Origin of the sequence: Thioclava kandeliae (assembly GCF_040297545.1) — a bacterium.
In the GTDB taxonomy this organism is placed as follows: domain Bacteria; phylum Pseudomonadota; class Alphaproteobacteria; order Rhodobacterales; family Rhodobacteraceae; genus Thioclava; species Thioclava kandeliae.
Map to the genome: position 1 here is coordinate 38690 of NZ_JAYWLC010000006.1, position 20893 is coordinate 59582.

Genomic DNA, 20893 nt, shown 5'->3' on the forward strand with positions numbered 1-20893 from the left:
GCGGATAGTGGCGATAACGGGGATCGGGCGCAAGGCGAAAGGCTGGAAGCACAAGGGGGAAGACGGCAGGGGCATCGTCTTTTGCATATCGTGGGGAAACCGTACGGGCGACCGGACTCGAACCGGTATGGGCCTAGGCCCCAGGGAGTTTAAGTCCCATGCGTCTACCATTCCGCCACGCCCGCAACGACGCCTTCGCTAAGCGAAACGCCCACCCCGCGCAAGAGGCAGGCGCGGTTACCCCCGCAGAATTTCGTCAAGACGTGCCTTTTCCTCGACACTGAGCGCCTCGGGTCCGGCATCCTTCGCGCGGTTGCGACGGCGCACCCAGACGAAAACCCCGCCAAGCGCCAGCAGGAAGATCACGGGAGCCGCGAAATAGAGGATCAGGTTGACCCCCGTCGCCTGTGGCGAGAACAGGACATATTCGCCATAGCGCGCCTCGACATAATCGAGCACCTGCTGGTCGGTATCCCCCGCCACCAGACGCTCGCGCACCAGAACGCGCAGATCGCGCGCCACGGCGGCATTGGAATCGTCGATATTCTCGCCCTGACAGACGGGGCAGCGCAGCTCGGCGCTGAGATCGCGGGCACGCGCCTCGAGCGCCGGATCGGACAGCATCTCGTCGGGCTGGACGGCCAGGGCCGACACAGATTGCACAAGGATCAGGGAAAGAACCAGAAAGACCTTACGGATCATCGCTCTACCTCATTCCGCCGGAGTGGCTGCCACGGCCTGTTTGCGCGCACCCACCGCCACGCGGTAGCGGCGGTCCGACAGGCTGAGAAGCCCGCCAAGCGCCATGATGATCGCGCCGCCCCAGATCCAGATCGCGAAGGGTTTGATATAGGTGCGCACTGCCCAGCCGCCATCTTCCTGCGGATCACCGATCACCAGATAGATATCGCGCAGGAAGCCGGTATGGATCGCGGCCTCGGTCGTGGGCATGCCCTCGGTCGGGAAGACCCGCTTCTCGGGATGCAGCACGGTCACGATATCGCCGCCGCGTTTGACGGTCATGGTCGCGGTGGTCGCGGTATAGTTGGGGCCCTGACGGCGGTGCACCTCGTCGAGCGAGATCTGGTAGCCGGAGACCTCGAAAGGCTGGCCGATCTGCGCCACGCGGATATCCTCGGTCTGGCCCGCGGTCAGAAGACCAACGCCCATGATGGTGACGGCAAGCCCCGAATGCGCCAGCGACTTGCCCCAATCGGCGCGCGGCAGGCGGGTCAGGCGGGCGGGCGTGCGGCCCGCGCGCTGCCACAGTTCGGCTATAGCGCCCAGAATGATCCACGCGCCAAGGAAGGTCGCGATCAGCGCCATCATCGAGCGTCCGGTCTCGAAGGTCCAGGCCAGCCCCGCAATCGCCAGTGCCAGCACAAGCGCAGGGATCAGCGGCCGCAGCACACGGCCCATCTTGGCGCGTTTCCACGGCATCATCGCCCCCACCGGCAGGATCAGCGCCAGCGCGATGAAGAAGGGCGTGAAGCTCTTGTCGAAGAAAGGCGCGCCCACCGACAGCTTGCGGCCCCAGAACATTTCGGCCACCAGAGGCCAGATCGTGCCCACAAAGACCACGAGCGCGGCAATCGCCAGAAGGATATTGTTGAGCACCAGCACATTCTCGCGCGAGAGCAGGGAGAACACGCCGCGCGCCTGCATCGCCCCCGCACGGAAGGCATAAAGCGTGAGCGCCCCGCCGATGAAGATGCCCAGAATGATGAGGATATAGATGCCGCGCTGCGGGTCATTGGCAAAGCTATGCACAGAGGTGATGACACCCGAGCGGACGATGAAGGTCCCGATCAGCGAGAAGCCGAAGGCCAGAATCGCCAGAAGGATCGTCCAGCTTTTCAGCGCCTCGCGCTTTTCCACCACGATGGCACAATGCAGAAGCGCCGCCGCCAGAAGCCACGGCATGAAGGAGGCGTTTTCCACAGGATCCCAGAACCAGAAACCGCCCCAGCCCAGCTCGTAATAGGCCCACATGGAGCCAAGCGCGATACCGACAGTCAGGAAAATCCACGCCGCCAGCGTCCACGGGCGCACCCAACGCGCCCATGCCGCATCCACGCGCCCCTCGATCAGGGCCGCCACCGCAAAGGAGAAGGCCATCGAGAGCCCGACATAGCCCAGATAGAGGAAGGGCGGGTGGAAGGCCAAGCCCGGATCTTGCAGGAGCGGGTTCATGCCGCGCCCGTTCATCGGCGGATTGGCCATGCGCAGGAAGGGGTTGGAGGTGAAGAGGATGAAGATCAGGAAGGCCACCCCGATAAGCCCCTGCACCGACAGCACCCGCGAGCGCAGCCGCGCGGGCAGATTGCCGCCAAACCATGCCGCCGCCGCCCCGAAGAGCGACAGGATCAGCACCCATAGCAGCATCGAGCCCTCGTGGTTCCCCCAGACGCCCGAGATCTTATAGAGCATCGGCTTGTCGGTATGGCTGTTCTGGTAGACCAGCGAGACCGAGAAATCCGACACGACAAAGGCATAGGTCAGCGCGAAGAACGAGGTCGCGATCAGCAAAAACTGCACGGTCGCCGCCGGCCCAGCCACCGCCATCCAGCCGCGCCAGTTCTTCTGCGCCCCGATCATCGGCACGACGGATTGGATAATGGCGACGAACAGCGCCAGAATGAGGGTGAAATGACCGAGCTCGGCAATCATACGCGGGGGCCTCCTATTGCGCGGGCACCTTACCGCTCACGCATGGTCAGGGAAAGCACCCGACAGATCACAACCGCGAATGCAGGGTTGAAATACGCGCCGCCTATCCGAGGGCGGTCGGGCGATGCGTCCCCAGAAGCAGGCTGGTCTCGCTGCGGCGCACCCCGTCAAAGGCGCGGATCACCAGCAGAAGGTCATCGAATTCCGGCAGAGCGGGCGCTCCGACTTCGACCAGAAGATCCCATTGGCCATTGGTGGTATGCACCGCCTGCACCAATGGCAGGCCCAGCAGATTCTGCACGATCTGATCGGTCTGGCGGCCATCGATCTCCAGCATCATGATGCCCCGCACCGCCGCCTGCGGCGCATCTGAACGGGTAGTCACCGAAAAACCGGTGATCTCGCCGCGCGCGACCATCTTCTCGATCCGCGAGCGCACCGTGGCACGCGACAGATTGAGCTGGATCGCCAGTTCGGACACCGCCGCGCGACCATCGCGACGCGGTGCCGCAATCAGACGACGATCCGTCTCGTCGAGCGGATCCGTATGGACGCTCTCACCTTTCATGAACCACCTCGGGGTCTTATGGATTTTGCAACAGACACCGCATTCGCGGGCTGTCCTTGCACAAGCAGGGCTTCTTACGCGGCGTATCTGCTGAATTTACGAGCATTAAGCAAGCTAATTCTCTTCCCCTCCCCCGCTGCCGGATCTAGCCTGCCCCGACCCGTCTTGTTCAACCGGAGTGAGCCTCCATGCGCCCTGTCCTGACCGCCCTTCTCCTCCTCCCTCTCGCCGCCTGCCAGAGCACGCCTGCCGCCGATCCGCTCGCGCCGCTGGTCGTGGGAGAAACATGGCAGATCACGCAGATCGGCGGGAGCCCCGTGCCGGAGAGCGCCGACGTCACGCTCCTGCGCGCCGAGACGGGACAGATCGCGGGGCGTTCGGGATGCAACCGCTACAGCGCGCCGGTCGAGGCCCGCGCGGGCAAGCTGCATATCGGGGCGCTTGTTGGCACCCGCATGATGTGCCCCGCCCCGCAGATGCAGATCGAACAGGCATTCCATACGGCTCTTGGCCGTGTGGATGGGGTCCTCCCTACGGCGGACGGAATCGCCCTTCAGGCGGATGGTGAAACGGTGATGACCGCAGTCAGACCTGCGGGCTAATCGCCGAAGCGTCCATCACCGTCTCCATCGCGACATAGGTCGTGGTCGAGGACACATGCGGCAGCGCCGAGATCTTCTCGCCCATCACGCGCCGGTAATCGGAGATATCGCGGGTGCGGACTTTCAGCAGGTAATCGAACCCGCCCGCGATCATATGGCACTCCTCCACCTCGGGCAGCGCACGCACCGCGCGGTTGAAGGCCGCCAGCGAAACCTCGCGCGTATCGAGAAGCCGCACCTCGACAAAAGCCACATGGCTCAGCCCCATCCGGATCGGGCTGAGCACGGCGCGATAGCCCTTGATCACGCCCAGTTCCTCGAGCCGCTTCATCCGTGCCTGCACTGGCGTTTTGGTCAGCCCGACACGGCGGGCCAGCTCGGTCACCGAGATCCGGCCCTCCTCGGAAAGGGCCGCGAGAATCTTCTGGTCGTAATTATCGAGATCCGGCAGATCATTTGGCATGTCAATTTGCTTATATTTGGTTTCTTCGTCCAATAATCACCAATCAATAGGCAAAACAAAAGGCATATTCGCGCTACTGTGGATCAAATCCCTTGTTCGAGGCCCGCCATGACCAAAATTTCATCTACCCTCGCCGAACCGGCACTGGATCTGCGCCAGATCGACGCTCTGACCCTGCAACCCGAAGAACCCCTTCTGGACCGTCTGATCGCACAGGCCGCGCTGGACGAGGCCGCACGGGCCAAGATCACCGCACGCGGGGCCGAGCTGGTGCGCCGCATCCGCGCCGATAGCCGTCCGGGCCTGATGGAAGTGTTTCTGGCGGAATATGGTCTCTCGACCGAGGAAGGCATCGCGCTGATGTGTCTGGCCGAGGCGCTGTTGCGCGTGCCCGATGCCGATACGATGGATGCGCTGATCGAAGACAAGATCGCGCCCTCGGATTGGGGCAAGCACTTGGGCCATTCCGCTTCGCCGCTGGTCAATGCCTCGACTTGGGGGCTGATGCTGACGGGCAAGGTGCTCGACGACCGCCCGCCGGGGATGGCAGGCCATCTGCGCGGCGCGATCCGCCGTCTGGGCGAGCCGGTGATCCGCAAGGCCGTGGGCCGCGCGATGAAGGAGATGGGCCGCCAGTTCGTGCTGGGCGAGACCATCCATTCCGCGATGGAACGCGCCAAGAAACAGGAAGCCAAGGGCTATTCCTACAGCTATGACATGCTGGGCGAGGCCGCCCGCACCATGAAGGACGCCAAGCGCTACGAGGAAGATTACTCGAACGCCATCGACGCCATCGCCACCAACTGCCGTAAGGGTCACCTCTATGACAACCCGGGCATCTCGGTGAAATTCTCGGCGCTGCATCCGCGCTACGAGATCGCCAAGGAAGAGCGCGTGATGGCCGAGCTGGTGCCGGTCGTGCTGCGTCTGGCGCAAAAGGCCGCCGCCGCCGATATGAGCTTCACCGTCGACGCCGAAGAAGTCGACCGCATGACGCTGTCGTTCAAGGTGATCGAGGCGGTTCTGGCCGATCCCTCTCTTGCGGGTTGGGACGGCTTTGCCGTGGTGGTGCAGGCCTATGGCCGCCGTTGCGCACAGGCGCTCGATTGGCTTTACGATCTGGCGGGCCGCCACGACCGCAAGATCATGGTCCGTCTGGTGAAGGGCGCCTATTGGGATGCCGAAGTGAAGCGCGCGCAGGTAATGGGGCTCAGGGATTTCCCCGTTTTCACGCGCAAGGCCTCGACCGATGTCAGCTATATCGCCAATGCCCGCAAACTGCTGAGCCTGCGCGACCGCATCTATCCGCAATTTGCCGGCCATAACGCGCATACCGTGTCCGCCGTTCTGGAAATGACCGAGGGCGAAGACCGCCGCAATTTCGAGTTCCAGCGCCTGCATGGCATGGGCGAGCGTCTGCATGATATCGTGCTGGGCGATCTGAAGACCCGTTGCCGGATCTATGCACCCTGCGGCGCGCATCGCGACCTGCTGGCCTATCTGGTGCGTCGTCTGCTGGAAAACGGCGCGAATTCCAGCTTCGTGAACCAGATCGTCGATGAGGATGTGACCCCCGAGGAAGTGGCCGCCTGCCCCTTCGCGCAGGTCGAGACCACCCGCCATGTGGAAAACCCGATCCTGCGCAAGCCCGAGGCCCTGTTCGGCACCCGCAAGAACTCGACGGGCTTCGATCTGACCGAGCGCGAGGCTCTGGCCACCATTGATGCCGCCCGTGCGCCCTTCAAGACCGCCCGTTTCGAGGCCCGCCCGCTGATCGCAGGCACCGCCCAGCCGCTGGCCGCCGTGGCCGCGCTCAACCCCGCAAGCGGCGAGGTGATCGGTCAGGTGCTTAATGCCTCGGAGGCCGATGTCGAGACCGCCCTTGCCGCAGCCCAGCCCTGGACCGCCTCCGAGACCGAGCGTGCCGAGGTGCTCAACCGTGCCGCAGCGTTTTACGAGGCGCATTACGGCGAGCTGTTTGCGGCACTCGCCCGCGAGGCCGGCAAGATCCAGCTCGATGCTGTGGCCGAACTGCGCGAAGCGGTCGATTTCCTGCACTTCTATGCCCATAACATCCCGATGAATGCGCAGGCGCGTGGCATCTTCACCTGCATCAGCCCGTGGAACTTCCCGCTGGCGATCTTCACCGGGCAAGTGGCGGCTGCTCTGGCCACCGGCAATGCCGTGCTGGCCAAACCCGCCGAGCAAACGCCGATCATCGCGACCCTCGCCGTGAAACTCCTGCATGAGGCCGGTGTGCCGCGCGAGGCGCTGCAACTTCTGCCCGGCGATGGTGCCACGGTGGGCGCGCGCCTGACCTCGGACGCGCGGATCAATGGCGTGGCCTTCACCGGCTCCACCGAGACCGCCAAGATCATCCGCAAGGCAATGGCCGACACGATGGAGCCGGGCGCGCCGCTGATTGCGGAAACCGGTGGTCTGAACGCGATGATCGTGGATTCTACCGCCCTGCCCGAACAGGCGGTGCGCGATATCCTGGTCTCAGCCTTCCAATCGGCGGGTCAACGGTGTTCGGCCCTGCGCTGCCTCTATGTGCAGGAAGATATCGCGCCGACCATTCAAGAGATGCTGTTTGACGCGATGGACGAGCTGTCGGTGGAGAACCCGTGGGATCTGGACACCGATGTGGGCCCCGTCATCGACGATGAGGCCGCAGGCATCATCCGCGCCCATGTGGCACAAGCCCGCGCCGAGAACCGCGTGCTGAAGGAAATCAGCGCCCCCGCCCAAGGTCATTTCTGCGCGCCTGTCGCCATTCGTGTGAACGGCATCGAAGAGATGACGCGCGAGATCTTCGGCCCGGTGCTACATATCGCGACCTTCAAATCCGCCGACCTGCATAAGGTGATCGACGCGGTCAATGCCACGGGCTACGGGCTGACCTTCGGGCTGCATACCCGCATCGACAATCGCGTGCAGGAAGTCACGGAACGCATCCATTGCGGCAATATCTACGTCAACCGTAATCAGGTGGGCGCGGTCGTGGGCAGCCAGCCCTTCGGTGGCGAGGGGCTCTCGGGGACCGGCCCCAAAGCGGGTGGCCCCGACTATCTGTGGCGCTTCACCACCTCTGCGCCCTCGGACAAGCCACAAGAGGCGCGCTCGCTTCCGGGTCCGACCGGTGAATCGAACCGCCTGACGCTGCATGCCCGCGCGCCGCTGCTGTGCATGGGCCCCAGCGCCGAGGATGCCCGCAACCAGAAAGCCGCCGTCGAGGCGCTTGGCGGTGTGGCCGAGGTCGCGACCAATGTGACGCCTGACGGGCTGACCGCGAAACGCGGCATCTCGGGCGCGCTTTATTGGGGCAAGCCGGAAGAGGCGCGCAAATATGCGCAGGCGCTCGCCCGTCGTGACGGCCCGATCCTCGCGCTGATCACCGGCCATCCCGATGTGGGCCATGTCTGGCACGAGCGCCATATCTGCATCGACACCACGGCAGCGGGCGGCAATGCCCAGCTTCTGGCCTCGGCAGGCGCCAAATAACCATAGATGGCCTCCCCTCGCGGGAGGCCATTTTACTTGCAGCCCTCCTGATGCGGGCTACTCTGGACCGAACCGGAGGAGCCACCCATGATCATCGACCCCAAAGCCCCGCAAACCGTCAGCTGCCATTGTGGCACCGTGAAACTCGATATCGTGCTGGCTGACGGATTGAACACCGCCCGGCGCTGCGACTGCTCGTTCTGCCGCAGACGCGGCGCCGCGGCCGTGTCGGTGAAGCTCGATGATCTGACGGTCACGCAGGGCGAGGACAACCTGACCGTCTACCAGTTCAACACCAACACGGCGGTGCATTATTTCTGCAAGACCTGCGGGGTCTACACCCATCACCGCCGCCGGTCGGACCCCACGCAATATGGGGTGAACCTTGGCGCGATCGAGGGCGTGAACCCGCGCGACTGGGAGCCGATCCCGTGGGTGGACGGCATCAATCATCCCTCTGACAGATGACCCGCTCCGAGCGGCTGCTCCAGCTTCTGGATATCCTGCGCCGCCATCGCCATCCCGTCACGGGCGTCGCTATGGCGCAGGAATTGGGCATCAGCCTGCGCACGCTTTACCGTGATATTGCAAGCCTTCAGGGCCAAGGCGCGCCGATCGAGGGCGAGGCGGGCCTCGGCTATGTTCTGCGTGAAGGGTTCCTGTTGCCGCCGCTGACATTTCCGGTCGAGGAACTGGAGGCGCTGGTAATGGGCGCGCGCTGGCTGGCGACCAAGGGCGACGAAGATATGGCACGCGCGGCCGAAAGCGCGCTCGCGCGGCTGCGCGCCGTGGTGCCGCCTGCGCTGCGCACCGAGATGGACCTCACCACATTGGTGGTGGGTGGCCCGCGCCCTGCCCCCGATCAGGTCAGATCGGACGCGCTGCGTCAGGCGATCCGCCAGCAGCAGAAGCTGCGCATCACCTATCGCACGGGCGAGGGCGCCCTCTCCGAGCGGGTGATCTGGCCGGTCGCTCTGGCGTTTTTCGACCAGTCGCGCGTGCTCCTCGGCTGGTGCGAACTGCGCGGGGATTTCCGCAGTTTCCGCACCGACCGGATCATGGCGGCAACCGCCACGGGCGCGACCTACCGCCCGCCGCGCAAGAAACTGTTCGATGACTGGCGCCGCGCACATGGGCTGATGGCTGCTGACAGAAACTGACACAGGGACGCGCTAGGAAGGCTTTATTCACAAGGAGCACATCATGCGAACCACCCTCTTTCTCTATGTCAGCGATATCGCGCGGTCCTGCGCTTTTTACGAGGCGGTTTTCGGCCAGAAGCCCGTCGAGCAACGCGATCTTTTCGCGCTGTTCCTCCTGCCCGACGGACAGACGCTGGGGCTTTGGCAGACGGGCAATGTCATGCCTGCCCCCAATGGTCAGACCGGAGGCTGCGAAATCGGCTTCAGATGCGAGGCCGGGGATCTCGAGGGAGAGTTCCTCCGCTGGCAGACGCTCGGCCCTGTCCTGATGGCACCGACAGACCTGCCCTTTGGCCGCAGTTTCATGATCGCCGATCCGGATGGCCACCGTCTGCGGCCCTATGCGCTGGCCGCCTGATCACTTCAGCAGGCTGTCCTTCGACGCGCGGCGGTTCATCCCGCCGCGATTTGCCCGACGGGTATCATGCCCGCCCTGACAGTCGACGCAGAGCTTCACACCCGCAATGGCCTTGCGCCGCGCCTCGGGGATCGGCTCGTCGCATTCCACGCAGAATTCGGCGCTCTCGCCCACAGGACCGCGGCGCTGACGCATGCGGGCCAGTTCGTCCTGAACCGACGCCTCGATCTGTTCGTTCACGGCCCCGTCGCGGGCCCATCCTCCTGCCATGGCGGATACCTCCTGCACTCAAGATGGTCAGGATAGGGGCGTGGCTCAAGGGCGCAGGCCTGCGGCAGACACCCGATGTTCGAATATCGACATAAAAACGCCCCCGCCAAAGGCAGGGGCGTCGAGGAATGTCGCAAAAAGGATCAGCTGCGCAGGCTGCCTTTGGTCGCTTTGGTGACCTTGTCGATGATCTTGGCGGAGACCGCCTCGATATCCTTATCGGTCAGGGTCTTCTCGCGCGGCTGCAGGCGGACGCTGAGGGCGATGGACTTCTTGCCCGCCCCCATCTGTTCTTCCGCTTTCGAACCGGTGAACTGGTCGAAGACATTCACCGCCTCGATCAGCGCCTTATCCGCGCCCAAGGCTGCATTTACCGCCGTCAGGACCTCGGTCTTGGCATCCACGACAAAGGCGAAGTCACGTTCGACCGCCTGCAGGTCGGACATTTCGAGCGCCGGACGCGAGGGGCCCTTGGCTTTCGGGAAGGGCACATTTTCCAGCCAGATGGTGAAGGCCACCGCCGGACCTTTCACGTCCATTTCGCGCAGGACCTTGGGATGGATCTCGCCAAAGGCGCAGAGCGCGTTCGGACCGAGCGCCATCACACCCGACCGTCCGGGGTGCCACCAGCCAGCAAGCTTGCGGTTGATCTGCACACGCGCGGGCGCACCGATGGCCGCCAACACGGTCTCGGCATCGGCTTTGGCATCGTAAAGATCCACCGGACGGCGCGAGCCGAAGGGGTCACGCGGGCCTGCTTGGCCCACCAGAAGCCCCGCAACCTGCAGATGCTGCTCACCCGGCTCGCCGCCGGTGAATGCGGGGCCAACCTCGAAGAGCGCCAGATCGCCCGCTCCGCGCGCCTGATTGCGGGATGCGGCCTGCAGCAGACCCGGCAACAGGTCGGGGCGCAGATGGGTCATTTCGGAGGAAATCGGGTTCTGCAGCTTCGTCGCGTCCTGACCGCCGCCGAACAGCGTGGCGGAGGCCGCATCGATGAAGCTATAGGTCACGCATTCATTGTAACCCGCGCCCGCAATGGTGCGACGTGCCATCTTCTCGCGGCGCTGGAGCGGCGTGAGAATGGCCTCGGGGACACCTGCCGTCTCGCGCGCCATCGGCTTGCCTTCCAGCTGCGAGAGCGAGGCGATACGCGCCACTTCCTCGACCAGATCGGCCTCGCCAAGAATATCGGGACGCCAGCTGGGCGGGGTCGCCATATCACCATCCAGCGTGAAACCGAGCGCCTCGAGCGTTGCGCGTTGGGTCGCCTCGGGGATTTCCATGCCCACAAGGCTGATCACGCGGGCGGGGTCGAGCTTATAGGCACGATCCACCTGCGGCATCGCGCCATCGGATACCACATGGCTCGCCTCGCCGCCGCACAGGTCGAGCACCATCTGCGTGGCCAGCTCCAGCCCGTTCAGCGTGAAGGCCGGATCGACGCCGCGCTCGAACCGGTAGCGCGCATCGGAATTGATCTTCAGCGCACGGCCCGTGGCCGCCACGGTGATCGGGTCCCAATAGGCGGATTCGAGGAACACATCGACGGTCTCGAACTCTGCGCCCGAGGCCGCTCCGCCCATCACACCGGCAAGGCTCTCGACGCCATTGTCATCAACGATCACCATCTGGCCTTCGCGCAGGGTATAGGTTTTCTCGTCGAGCGCGGCAAAGCTCTCGCCCCCCTTGGCGGGCTCGATACGCAGGCCACCGGCCACTTTGGCGGCATCGAACACATGCAGCGGGCGGTTCAGGTCGAAGGTGAAATAGTTGGTGATATCGACCAGCGCCGAGATCGGACGCAACCCGATCGCCTCGAGGCGCTTTTTCAGCCAGTCGGGGCTCTCGCCGTTTTTCACGCCACGGATCACGCGACCTGCGAAATAGGGGCAGCCCTTGGATTTCAGGCCCGCGTCGATCGACACGGAGACGGGGCTGTCGAAGCTGCCCGCAACCGGCGTCACCACCAGCGGCTTCAGCTTGCCCAAGCCGCGCGCGGCCAGATCGCGTGCGATCCCGCGCACGCCGAGTGCATCGGGGCGGTTCGGGGTGATCGCGATATCGATCACCGGATCGACCGCCGCGGGATTGTTCACCGCCAGCCAGTCGACGAATTTCTGGCCGACCTCGCCCGAGGGCAGTTCGATGATGCCGTTATGCTCGTCCGACAGCTCCAGCTCGCGCTCGGAGGCCATCATGCCGAAGCTCTCCACGCCACGGATCTTGCCGACCGACAGGGTCACATCGAGGCCGGGCACGTAATCGCCAGGCTTGGCCAGAACAACGGTGATACCTTCGCGGGCATTGGGCGCGCCACAGACGATCTGTGTCTCGCCCTCGTCGGTGGCCACTCGGCACACACGCAGGCGGTCGGCATCAGGGTGCTGCTCGGCATGGACCACTTTGGCGATGGTAAAGCTGGCCAGCTTGGAGGCGGGGTCGATGACCTCTTCCACCTCGAGTCCCAGATCGGTCAGTGCATAGAGGATCTCGTCAAGGCTTGCCTCGGTGTCCAGATGCTCTTTCAGCCAGCTCAGCGTGAATTTCATGGGTCAACCCTTCGTCTATTCCCCGTACGGGATGCGGGCCTGTCCTAGCCGATAAGGGACCCGATGGGAAGGTCAGTCCTGCCGCTTCGCGACATCCTTTGCATCGCCCATCTGCAAAAGCCGGATTTCGCGGACCAGACGGATCGTCGGCTTGGCGGCAAACAGGATCGAGCCGATCAGGAACAGCCAAGTGCCGGGTGTCATCCATGCCTCGGAGAAGAACATGACCGACCCCACCACAAAGCAGAATGCCGCTCCGAAATCGACCAGCGTATAGGCGAGTTCATAGGCGGCATAGAGCTTGCGTTTTTCATGTGAATCACCGCGTTGATCGCGGTGAAACAGTGGCTTTCCGGATATTTTCATCGAGCACCCGTTAGTGGGCGTGCTCTCCCGCCTCGCTGGCAGCGGCCTTGAAGACCGAGCGGAAGATCACGCTGACCAGAACGATCACCAGCTCGACAAAGATTAGGCTGAGCATATCGAAATTCCAGCCGAACGACCCCATCATGATCCCGAAGACCACATGCATCGCGGCCACGACAAACATCACGGCGTCATATTTCATGCCCAGATCATAGTTGCGCTCGTTCATCGTCTGGCGTGTATCGGCCCAGGCAATGACCAGCGTGACACAGATACCGGTAGCGAAGGCCATATAGCTTGCCAGCGGCGAGATGTTATCCACCCCAATGGCCAGCAGGAAGATGAACAGGATCACCCCGCCAAGGCTTGCCGCACCGATGCGGGTGATCCCCGCCTCATACTCCGCGTCGCGCGTGCGCGTCGGGCCCTTGCCCCAGACATATAGCTGGCCCGCGAGGCTGACGACACAGCCCAGCACCATCAGAAATATCAAACCACCCCAGCTCATGAGATCCCTCCGGTTCGTCAATTTGCGTTTCCATCGACCATAGCGGGCCATGGCGGTGCGGCTAGCCACTTGGCGTGAAGTTGATGACCAAGCTGTTAATATCGGTGCAAACCGTCGGCGGGATGCTGCTCGTTGCCCATTTCTTGGGCAGAGCTTTCGCCTGGGTAGAAATGCGCAATGCCGCTCCCGAAGGCGCGGCATTGTGCGAAAGCGTAAGGAAGATCAGCGGCTCAGGCCGCCCAGAACGCTGGGCATATCCTGCGGCGCAAAGCCGTAATGTTTCAGCCAGCGCAGATCGCTATCGAAGAATGCGCGCAGATCGGGGATACCGTATTTCAGCATCGCCAGACGGTCGATCCCGATCCCGAAGGCAAAGCCCTGATATTGGGTAGAATCCACGCCAGCAGCCTCGAGAACCTTGGGGTGGACCATGCCGGAGCCCAAGATTTCCATCCAGCCGTCGCCTTCGCCGATCTTCAGCTGTTTGCCTTCCCACGAGCACCGGATATCGACCTCGGCCGAGGGCTCGGTGAAGGGGAAATGCGAGGCGCGGAAGCGCAGCTCGACATTATCGACCTCGAAGAAGGCCTTGCAGAACTCTTCCAGCACCCATTTCAGGTTCGCCATCGAGATGTCGCGGCCGATCGCCAGCCCCTCGATCTGGTGGAACATCGGCGTATGGGTCTGGTCCATATCCATGCGGTAGACACGGCCCGGCGCGATCACGCGGATCGGCGCGCCTTTTTCCTGCATCGCGCGGATCTGCACGGGGCTGGTATGGGTGCGCAGCACATGCGGCGGGCGGTTATCGCCCTCGTCGCGATGCATGAAGAAGGTGTCATGCTCTTGGCGGGCGGGGTGCTCGGGCGCGATGTTGAGCGCGTCGAAATTATGCCAGTCATCTTCGACCTGCGGTCCTTCGGCCACCGAGAAGCCCATATCCGCGAAGATCGCGGTCACCTCATCCATCACCTGAGAGACAGGGTGGATGGTGCCCTGGCGGCGCGGACGGCCCGGCAGGGTAACATCGAGCCACTCGTCTTGCAGGCGCGCCTCGAGAGCCGCATCGGCCAGCGCCTGTTTCTTCTCGCGCAGAGCGGCGTCAATCTCGTTTTTCAGCTCGTTGAGGGCCTTGCCGAAGGTCTGCTTTTCTTCCGGACTCATCTTGCCCAGCTCGCGCATCATCAGGCTGATTTCGCCCTTTTTGCCAAGCCCAGCCAGACGCAGCTCTTCCAGAGCTGCCTCATCCGCGGCATCCGCCACGCCGGAAAGATACTTCGTGCGAAGCTGGTCGAGATCGTTCATCTGCCTCTCCATAATGTCGGGGCCGTTGCTAGCCCTGTCAGGGGCGAAATTCAAGCGGCTCTCGCGCAGAACCCCGCCCGAAGCCGCATTCACTCTGCCGAGGCGATGGTCTGGGGAAGCTCGGCATGCGGACCATAAGTATACATCAGCACGCCCGAAAGCATTCCAACGGCAAAAAGCGCGTAGGCCGCAAACATCACGCGACGTCCGACCACTGCATTATACCAGCCCGACCGGCGCTTCATGACCACGCAATCGATCATCAGATACATTGGCAGCGTAATCGCAAAAGCCGCTGCATATTGCACGAAGGGCAGCCAGAGCGCATCCCCCTGCCCGAACTGATTGGCGATCCCGTGGCAGAGCGCCAGCCCCAGCCAGTGGTTAAGATACAGCGGAAAAGAAATCCCGCCCAAGAACTTACCCACAGAAGACCGCGGGCCGCTTTGCGACAGCGCCAGCACAACCGATACACAGAACAATGCCTGCACTGCGGGCGGCACAGAGACATCCACAGGTCCAAACAACAGGAAACCAAGCCCGAGAGCCACTAATACAGTCAGTCGCCGCACCCACGGACGCTCCGTGAGGTCATAGTCGCGCTGCAAGATGGCAGCCAGAACGCCCAGAGCAATATTTCCGAAATAGGGGTAGACCGACAAAAGCACCGCAGAGACCACAACCCAAGTCAGTGCTTTACGCCCCCATGGCAGGCCAATGATCACCAAGGGCGCCCAAAGATAGAATTGCTCTTCGACGGCAAGGCTCCAGAACTGGTTCCCGGACCCGTCGAGCGGCATTTCGAATTTCGCCACGGGGAAAATGGTGAAAATCTGGTGGGTGAAGGTCAGATCCATCACCAGATATTTCAGCCAGAAAAAGCCGGTGCCCTCGCGCACAGCGGCGGCGGTGTAAAGCAGTGCGACTGCCGCAGCGTAGGGCAGCCAGATCCGCGTCGCGCGATTGAAGAAGAAATGTGGCAGATCCGTCACCGAGGTCCGAAGCAGGATCGACCCGATCAGCCAGCCGCTCAGCGCAAAGAACACCCCTACCGACAGACCTCCGGCGTGTCCCGGTATACCTGGCAGATGCGCATGGACCATGACCACCAGCGACGCCAATACAAAACGCAGCCAGTCGAACATCGGGTAAGAAGCCAGCTTCGTCGTTTCCGAATTGCCGGCTGCAAGGAAATTTTTCCGGCCTAGACCACTAGCGAGCATAATCACTCCTGCGGGGCTGAAATGGAGAAAATAAATTAAAATTAAATAAAGCACGTTTGCTGCGCTGCAGCAAGCTTCTGTCGGAAACGACGCTTCACACATGCAAAAGCCCGCACCTTTCGGTACGGGCTTTCAAGAACTCATCGGTGCGGCAGCGATCAGGCTGCTGCTTTTGCCTGTGCAACGATTGCAGCGAAGGCTTCCGGCTCGTGGACGGCCAGATCGGCGAGAACCTTGCGGTCCACTTCGATACCGGCAACTGCGAGCAGGTTGATGAATTTCGAGTAGGTCATTTCGGCGTCGATTGCGCGGACACCTGCGTTGATACGCTGGATCCAGAGCGAGCGGAAATTACGCTTGCGCGCCTTACGGTCGCGGGTTGCGTACTGGTTTGCCTTGTCGACGGCCTGAGTGGCGGTGCGGAAGTTACGCGAGCGCGAGCTGTAGTAACCTTTTGCGGCCTTCAGGACCTTCTTGTGACGGGCGTGGGTGACCTTACCGGATTTAACGCGTGCCATAGTTCAAGTCTCCCAGTATCAGCGGTTGTACGGCATGTATTTTTTGACGATTTTCTCGTCGGAGTCGCACAGGACCATGGTGCCAGCGGTGTTACGAATGAACTTCGTGGTCCGCTTGATCATGCCGTGGCGCTTACCTGCGTGACCAACTTTGACATGGCCGTTCGCGGTGAACTTGAACCGCTTCTTGGCAGCGGATTTGGTTTTCATCTTGGGCATTTCCGTCTCCTTAACGTAAGAGGGGTTTACGCGCGACTCGGCATGCCTCGTGGCCGGCCGCGCGGCCGTCTAGAACGCGCCTTCTAGAAAGGTTCGGGATCTATTGCAAGCCTTATTTCAAGCCCTCTGCCCCTTCAGGAGCCTACTCCCGAAGAACCTGCGCCACCACACGGGCCACGGCATCGGGGATATCGCCCCAGCCATAACCCTCAGGCGCGATGAGGAATGCCACAAGAACCAGAACGCCGCCCAACACCGCCGTAACCGCCGCAAATCTGGGCGGCTGCATCTCGGAATAGGCCGAAACCCCCGCTGGAGCAGCAAAGACCAGAACCAGCAGACCGAAGGTCAGACATATATCCGCCAGCATCGACGCACCCTCACGACCGTCCCTGTAAAAGAGACCCACCCCGGACAGCGTATGTCCGGGGTGGGGATTAGGCTAGAGGGTTTCGCGCGCCGCGGACGCGCCGTCAGGCGCGCCGGGCGACAATGGTGGCCTTATTCCGGCTCGGTGCGGAAGATCTGGCGCTCGTCGCAGGGCGCCACGCGCAGGATGTTGGTCGTGCCTTCGACATTGAAGGGCACACCCGCCACCACGACGATCTGGTCGGTTTCTTCGGCCAGCCCCACATCGCGCACCGCGCGGACCGCATTGACCACGGCCATCTTGAAGCGACCCACCTCTTCGGATTTGATCGCATGCACACCCCAGGTGAGGCAGATCTTGCGCAGTGTCTTCGTCACCGGAGACAGTGCGACGATCGGCACCTGCGGACGCTCGCGCGCCACCAGACGCACCGAGGTCCCCGTCTGGGTGTAGCAGCTGATCGCCGCGATATCGGTGGTCTCCGCGATCTCGCGGGCTGCGGCCACGATCCCGTCCGCAACGGTCTGACGACGCGCAGCGGTGAAGGTCCGGCTGGAATTGATGACCTCTCGATAGGTCGAATCGCCTTCGACCTGCTCGGCGACATTGTTCATCGTCTTGACCGCTTCGATGGGATAGCGGCCCGCCGCAGATTCCGCCGACAGCATCACCGCATCCGCACCTTCGTAGATGGCGGTCGCCACATCGGAGACCTCGGCGCGGGTCGGCATCGGGCTCTCGATCATCGATTCCAGCATCTGCGTCGCGACGATCACGGGCTTGGCTGCCGCACGCGCCTTGCGCACCAGCTTCTTCTGGATTGGCGGCACGTTCTGCACAGGCAGTTCGACGCCAAGGTCACCCCGCGCGACCATGATCCCGTCGGAGACCTCAAGGATCTCGTCATAGGCTTTCACGGCGGCCGGTTTCTCGATCTTGGACAGAATGAGAGCACGGCCCTGCGCCATAGCTCTCGCCTCGAGCACGTCATCGGCACGCTGCACGAAGCTGAGCGCGAGCCAGTCGGCGCCCAGCTGGCAGGCGAATTCCAGATCTTTCTTGTCCTTGGGCGACAATGCGGGGATCGGCAGAACCACATCCGGCACGTTCACGCCCTTGCGGTTGGAGATGGTCCCTCCCACTGTCACGGTGCAATCGGCGAAATCCGGACCGCATTTCTCGACCTTCAGGCGGATCTTGCCGTCATTGACCAAAAGCGTGGTGCCAGCCTCGAGAGCTGCAAAAATTTCGGGATGGGGCAGACAGACGCGGGTCTTGTCCCCGGCGGTCTCGTCGAGATCCAGACGGAAGGCATCGCCCTCCACGAGATCTTCCGACCCCTCTGCGAACACCCCGACGCGGAGCTTGGGACCCTGAAGGTCCGCCAGCACGGCGATCGGGCGCCCCAGATCTTCTTCAACCTGACGGATGATGTCGTAGCGCGCGCGCTGCTCGTCATGCGTCCCGTGGCTCATGTTCAGGCGGAACACATCGGCTCCGGCTTCGAACAGACCGCGAATGGTTTCATAATCGGAAGATGCAGGGCCCAGAGTGGCGACGATCTTTACTTTGCGAAGGCGTCTCATGCGACCTCGTTGGCTAGGAATTACAATTTAGTCGTGGGCCGGCCCAAGGTATTGCGCAATTTTGTCGCAGGATCAACTGGCACTTCGGGGCAGGCTCGCTTATTCACGTCAATGCAGTAATAAAACTAAGAATACGTGACATCGGACGCTTCCCCATGACCGCACCCCCGACCAACCCTGCCTTCCATATCCACGGCATCGACCGAGCGTCGCGCTGGCTGATTACCTGTGATCACGCCACCAACCATGTGCCCGACTGGATCAATGGCGGCGATCTGGGGCTGCCGCCCGAAGATATGGGGCGCCATATCGCCTATGATCCGGGCGCGCTGGGGGTGGCCCGTGCACTGGCCGATCTCATGGGCGCGCCGATGATCAGTTCGGATTTCTCGCGGCTCGTCATCGACCCGAACCGCGGCGAGGCCGACCCCACGCTCCTGATGAAGCTTTATGACGGGACGATCATCCCTGCCAACCGCCATGCCGACCGCACCGAGAAGGCCCGCCGTCTGGAGCGCCTGCACCGCCCCTATCACGCGGCGCTGGAGACACTGGCCGCGCGACGCGAGGATACCGTGATCTGCGCGATCCATTCCTTCACACCGCAGCTGCGCGGACGCCCGCCGCGGCCGTGGCAGGTGGGGATCCTGTCGGACCCGCGCGACCGCCGTCTGGCCGAACCGCTGATCGCGGCGCTACATGCCCAACATATCCCGACCGGCGATAACGAACCCTATAAAGGCCATCTCGCGGGCGACTCCATCGACCGCCATGCGCTGCAATCGGGACGCCTCAATACGCTGATCGAACTGCGGCAGGACCTGATTGTAACGGAAGAGCAGCAGAAGGGTTGGGCCGCGCGGCTTGCTCCGCTTCTGACACAGGCATTGGACAGCCTCCAGAACCCATAACAATCATACCCGAAGCACCCAACTGTTTCCATAAGCTGCGATTTTTACCCCTGTATTCGATTAAGATTGACTAAACCATAAACGAAGTGCTCCAAAAGGTTCCATTATAGTTTGTGGAACAGGTTATGGGCGCGCTTTTACTTCTCTCGCTTCTTCCGATGGCATTCACCTGGGGCGTTTACGATCACTTCAAGGATGATGAGGACGATGACGACCATCATCAGCAGCTCGATTCAGGCGCGGATGAGTCCGACGACAACGTAGTCGCGAATGATACTACGACAGATACCGACAGCTCCGGCGCAGACAGCTCGGACGGGGACGCAAGCGACGCGGACGACACAGCCACCGATGATGACGTGACTGACGACGACAGCGTAGCCGTGGATGACAGCACCACAGGTGACGACAGCTCCGACGGGGATGCGAGCGACGCGGACGACACAGCCACCGATGATGACGTGACTGACGACGACAGCGTAGCCGTGGATGACAGCACCACAGGTGACGACAGCTCCGACGGGGATGCGAGCGACGCGGAAGACACAACCTCCGACGATGACGCGACCGATGACGACAGCGTAGCCGTGGATGACAGCACCACTGGTGACGACGGCTCGGACGAGGATGCGAGCGATGCGGACGACACAGCCACCGATGATGACGTGACCGATGACGACAGCGTGGCCGTGGATGAAAGCACCACAGGTGACGACAGCTCGGACGAGGATGCGAGCGATACGGACGACACAGCTACCGATGATGACGCGACCGATGACGACAGCGTGGCCGTGGATGATGGCACCGGCGACAACACCGCCGCTGAAGAAACCGTCGAGGACACGAGCCCCGTCCTGCAGGTGAGCGCCTCCGGTGAGGTCACGCAAGGCACTGCGGGGCGCGACTGGATCCACGGCAGCGATGGCAGCGACACGATCCTGGGCAATGATGGTGACGACACGCTCATGCTCGAAGGCGGCGATGACAGCAATGCGGACGCGCTCGACACGCTCGATCTCGACGCGCTCGATCTCGACTCGGTCGACCCCGGTGATCCGGATGCCGTGGGCGATGCGCTCGGGGATCTGGTCAATTCGCTCGAGGACGAGGGCTTCTTCGGCGGCTTGGGCGGAGATGGCGACGACTATATCGATGGCGGCGCGGGGAATGACGCCATTCTGGGCGGGGATGGCGATGACACACTGCGCGGCAATATCGGCAGTGACGTTCTGGTCGACACGAGCGGCGAGGACTCCCTCAATGGCGGCTATAACGATGATCTTCTGGTCGCGCTCGATCAGCAGGCTGGCCAGTCCGATACGCTGGAAGGTGGCGCGGGCGATGATCTGCTTGTGGGCGATGACGGGGACGAGATGACCGGCGGGGCTGGCAACGACGCGTATATCGTCAGCACCGTCACGGGCGGCGGCGACCCTGTGACCATTACCGATTTCGGCACGGCTGCCAGCGGGGATGACCCCGAAGCTCTGGAACTCGTGTCCGATGAGGCGCCGAACGGCTTCACGATCTCGGCGGATTCGAACGGCACAAGCGTGAAGATCGATGGCGAGACCGTGGTCTATCTGGATGGCGTGACGGAAGACCTCGAAACGCTGAGCCAGCAGATCTCGCTCTACAGCGTCACAGCGGACGAGTATTACTCGCCGACAATCGAAGTGACCTCGGCCATCTGACCCC

21 protein-coding genes and 1 tRNA gene are annotated in these 20893 nt (G+C 62.7%); 7 read left to right on the forward strand and 15 right to left on the reverse strand.

Annotated elements, in window-relative coordinates; all coding sequences use genetic code 11:
- Positions 1–102: 102 nt before the first annotated feature.
- From VSX56_RS09275 to VSX56_RS09290, 4 genes are all read right to left on the reverse strand, one after another.
- Positions 103–185: transfer RNA gene (locus tag VSX56_RS09275), tRNA-Leu, on the reverse strand.
- Positions 186–237: 52 nt separating this feature from the next.
- The gene (locus VSX56_RS09280; RefSeq protein ID WP_339114029.1) at positions 238–702 is read right to left on the reverse strand and encodes a cytochrome c-type biogenesis protein; all 465 of its coding nucleotides are present in this window, start codon (positions 700–702) and stop codon (positions 238–240) included.
- A 9-nt stretch (positions 703–711) separates the two neighbouring features.
- On the reverse strand, positions 712–2670 hold the full coding sequence (locus VSX56_RS09285; protein ID WP_350936592.1) for a heme lyase CcmF/NrfE family subunit: 1959 nt from the start codon (positions 2668–2670) through the stop codon (positions 712–714).
- A gap of 103 nt (positions 2671–2773) precedes the next feature.
- Complete coding sequence (locus VSX56_RS09290; RefSeq protein WP_350936595.1) at positions 2774–3238, reverse strand: Lrp/AsnC family transcriptional regulator; 465 nt, start codon at positions 3236–3238, stop codon at positions 2774–2776.
- 188 nt (positions 3239–3426) lie between these two features.
- Here VSX56_RS09290 and VSX56_RS09295 point away from each other — a divergent pair, with 188 nt between their 5' ends.
- Entirely contained in the window at positions 3427–3840 is a 414-nt protein-coding gene (locus VSX56_RS09295) for an META domain-containing protein (RefSeq protein WP_350936597.1), read from the forward strand.
- Here the strand turns inward: VSX56_RS09295 and VSX56_RS09300 are convergent.
- The gene (locus VSX56_RS09300) at positions 3824–4303 is read right to left on the reverse strand and encodes an Lrp/AsnC family transcriptional regulator (RefSeq protein ID WP_339114025.1); all 480 of its coding nucleotides are present in this window, start codon (positions 4301–4303) and stop codon (positions 3824–3826) included. The genes VSX56_RS09295 and VSX56_RS09300 overlap by 17 nt on opposite strands.
- A 108-nt stretch (positions 4304–4411) precedes the next feature.
- Between VSX56_RS09300 and putA the strand changes: the two genes are divergently transcribed.
- The 4 genes from putA (at position 4412) to VSX56_RS09320 (ending at position 9367) form a co-directional block, all read left to right on the forward strand.
- A complete protein-coding gene (gene putA, locus VSX56_RS09305) occupies positions 4412–7807 on the forward strand; it encodes a bifunctional proline dehydrogenase/L-glutamate gamma-semialdehyde dehydrogenase PutA (RefSeq protein ID WP_350936599.1) in 3396 nt (1131 codons plus the stop codon).
- An 87-nt stretch (positions 7808–7894) separates the two neighbouring features.
- Positions 7895–8275: a GFA family protein gene (locus tag VSX56_RS09310; RefSeq protein ID WP_350936602.1), complete on the forward strand. Its 381-nt coding sequence runs from the start codon at positions 7895–7897 to the stop codon at positions 8273–8275.
- Positions 8272–8967 carry a helix-turn-helix transcriptional regulator gene (locus tag VSX56_RS09315; protein WP_350936604.1) on the forward strand — a complete coding sequence of 232 codons (696 nt, stop codon included), beginning with the start codon at positions 8272–8274 and terminating at the stop codon, positions 8965–8967. Before VSX56_RS09310 ends, VSX56_RS09315 begins: the two co-directional genes overlap by 4 nt.
- Before the next feature lie 43 nt (positions 8968–9010).
- Positions 9011–9367 carry a VOC family protein gene (locus tag VSX56_RS09320; protein ID WP_339114021.1) on the forward strand — a complete coding sequence of 119 codons (357 nt, stop codon included), beginning with the start codon at positions 9011–9013 and terminating at the stop codon, positions 9365–9367.
- On the opposite strand, the gene VSX56_RS09325 is transcribed toward VSX56_RS09320, so the two are convergent.
- From VSX56_RS09325 to pyk, 10 genes are all read right to left on the reverse strand, one after another.
- Entirely contained in the window at positions 9368–9637 is a 270-nt protein-coding gene (locus VSX56_RS09325) for a DksA/TraR family C4-type zinc finger protein (protein ID WP_339114020.1), read from the reverse strand.
- A 143-nt stretch (positions 9638–9780) separates the two neighbouring features.
- Positions 9781–12189 (reverse strand): phenylalanine--tRNA ligase subunit beta, encoded by a 2409-nt coding sequence (gene pheT / locus VSX56_RS09330; RefSeq protein ID WP_350936607.1) that lies wholly within the window; start codon positions 12187–12189, stop codon positions 9781–9783.
- A 72-nt stretch (positions 12190–12261) separates the two neighbouring features.
- Positions 12262–12555: a YrhK family protein gene (locus VSX56_RS09335; RefSeq protein WP_339114018.1), complete on the reverse strand. Its 294-nt coding sequence runs from the start codon at positions 12553–12555 to the stop codon at positions 12262–12264.
- A gap of 10 nt (positions 12556–12565) precedes the next feature.
- Positions 12566–13063: a hypothetical protein gene (locus VSX56_RS09340; protein ID WP_339114017.1), complete on the reverse strand. Its 498-nt coding sequence runs from the start codon at positions 13061–13063 to the stop codon at positions 12566–12568.
- Between the two features lie 222 nt (positions 13064–13285).
- Complete coding sequence (gene pheS / locus VSX56_RS09345; RefSeq protein WP_350936610.1) at positions 13286–14368, reverse strand: phenylalanine--tRNA ligase subunit alpha; 1083 nt, start codon at positions 14366–14368, stop codon at positions 13286–13288.
- An 89-nt stretch (positions 14369–14457) separates the two neighbouring features.
- On the reverse strand, positions 14458–15591 hold the full coding sequence (locus VSX56_RS09350) for an acyltransferase family protein (protein ID WP_350936612.1): 1134 nt from the start codon (positions 15589–15591) through the stop codon (positions 14458–14460).
- A 158-nt stretch (positions 15592–15749) separates the two neighbouring features.
- Positions 15750–16109: a 50S ribosomal protein L20 gene (gene rplT, locus VSX56_RS09355; RefSeq protein WP_339114014.1), complete on the reverse strand. Its 360-nt coding sequence runs from the start codon at positions 16107–16109 to the stop codon at positions 15750–15752.
- An 18-nt stretch (positions 16110–16127) separates the two neighbouring features.
- The gene (gene rpmI, locus VSX56_RS09360) at positions 16128–16328 is read right to left on the reverse strand and encodes a 50S ribosomal protein L35 (RefSeq protein WP_339108460.1); all 201 of its coding nucleotides are present in this window, start codon (positions 16326–16328) and stop codon (positions 16128–16130) included.
- Positions 16329–16470: 142 nt separating this feature from the next.
- Complete coding sequence (locus VSX56_RS09365) at positions 16471–16698, reverse strand: hypothetical protein (protein WP_350936615.1); 228 nt, start codon at positions 16696–16698, stop codon at positions 16471–16473.
- Positions 16699–16829: 131 nt separating this feature from the next.
- Positions 16830–18284, reverse strand: a complete 1455-nt coding sequence (pyk, locus tag VSX56_RS09370; protein ID WP_339114012.1) for a pyruvate kinase — start codon at positions 18282–18284, stop codon at positions 16830–16832.
- A gap of 155 nt (positions 18285–18439) precedes the next feature.
- Here pyk and VSX56_RS09375 point away from each other — a divergent pair, with 155 nt between their 5' ends.
- Both VSX56_RS09375 and VSX56_RS09380 read left to right on the forward strand, forming a co-directional pair.
- The gene (locus tag VSX56_RS09375) at positions 18440–19195 is read left to right on the forward strand and encodes an N-formylglutamate amidohydrolase (protein ID WP_350936617.1); all 756 of its coding nucleotides are present in this window, start codon (positions 18440–18442) and stop codon (positions 19193–19195) included.
- A gap of 125 nt (positions 19196–19320) precedes the next feature.
- The gene (locus VSX56_RS09380) at positions 19321–20889 is read left to right on the forward strand and encodes a calcium-binding protein (protein ID WP_350936619.1); all 1569 of its coding nucleotides are present in this window, start codon (positions 19321–19323) and stop codon (positions 20887–20889) included.
- Positions 20890–20893 lie beyond the last annotated feature (4 nt).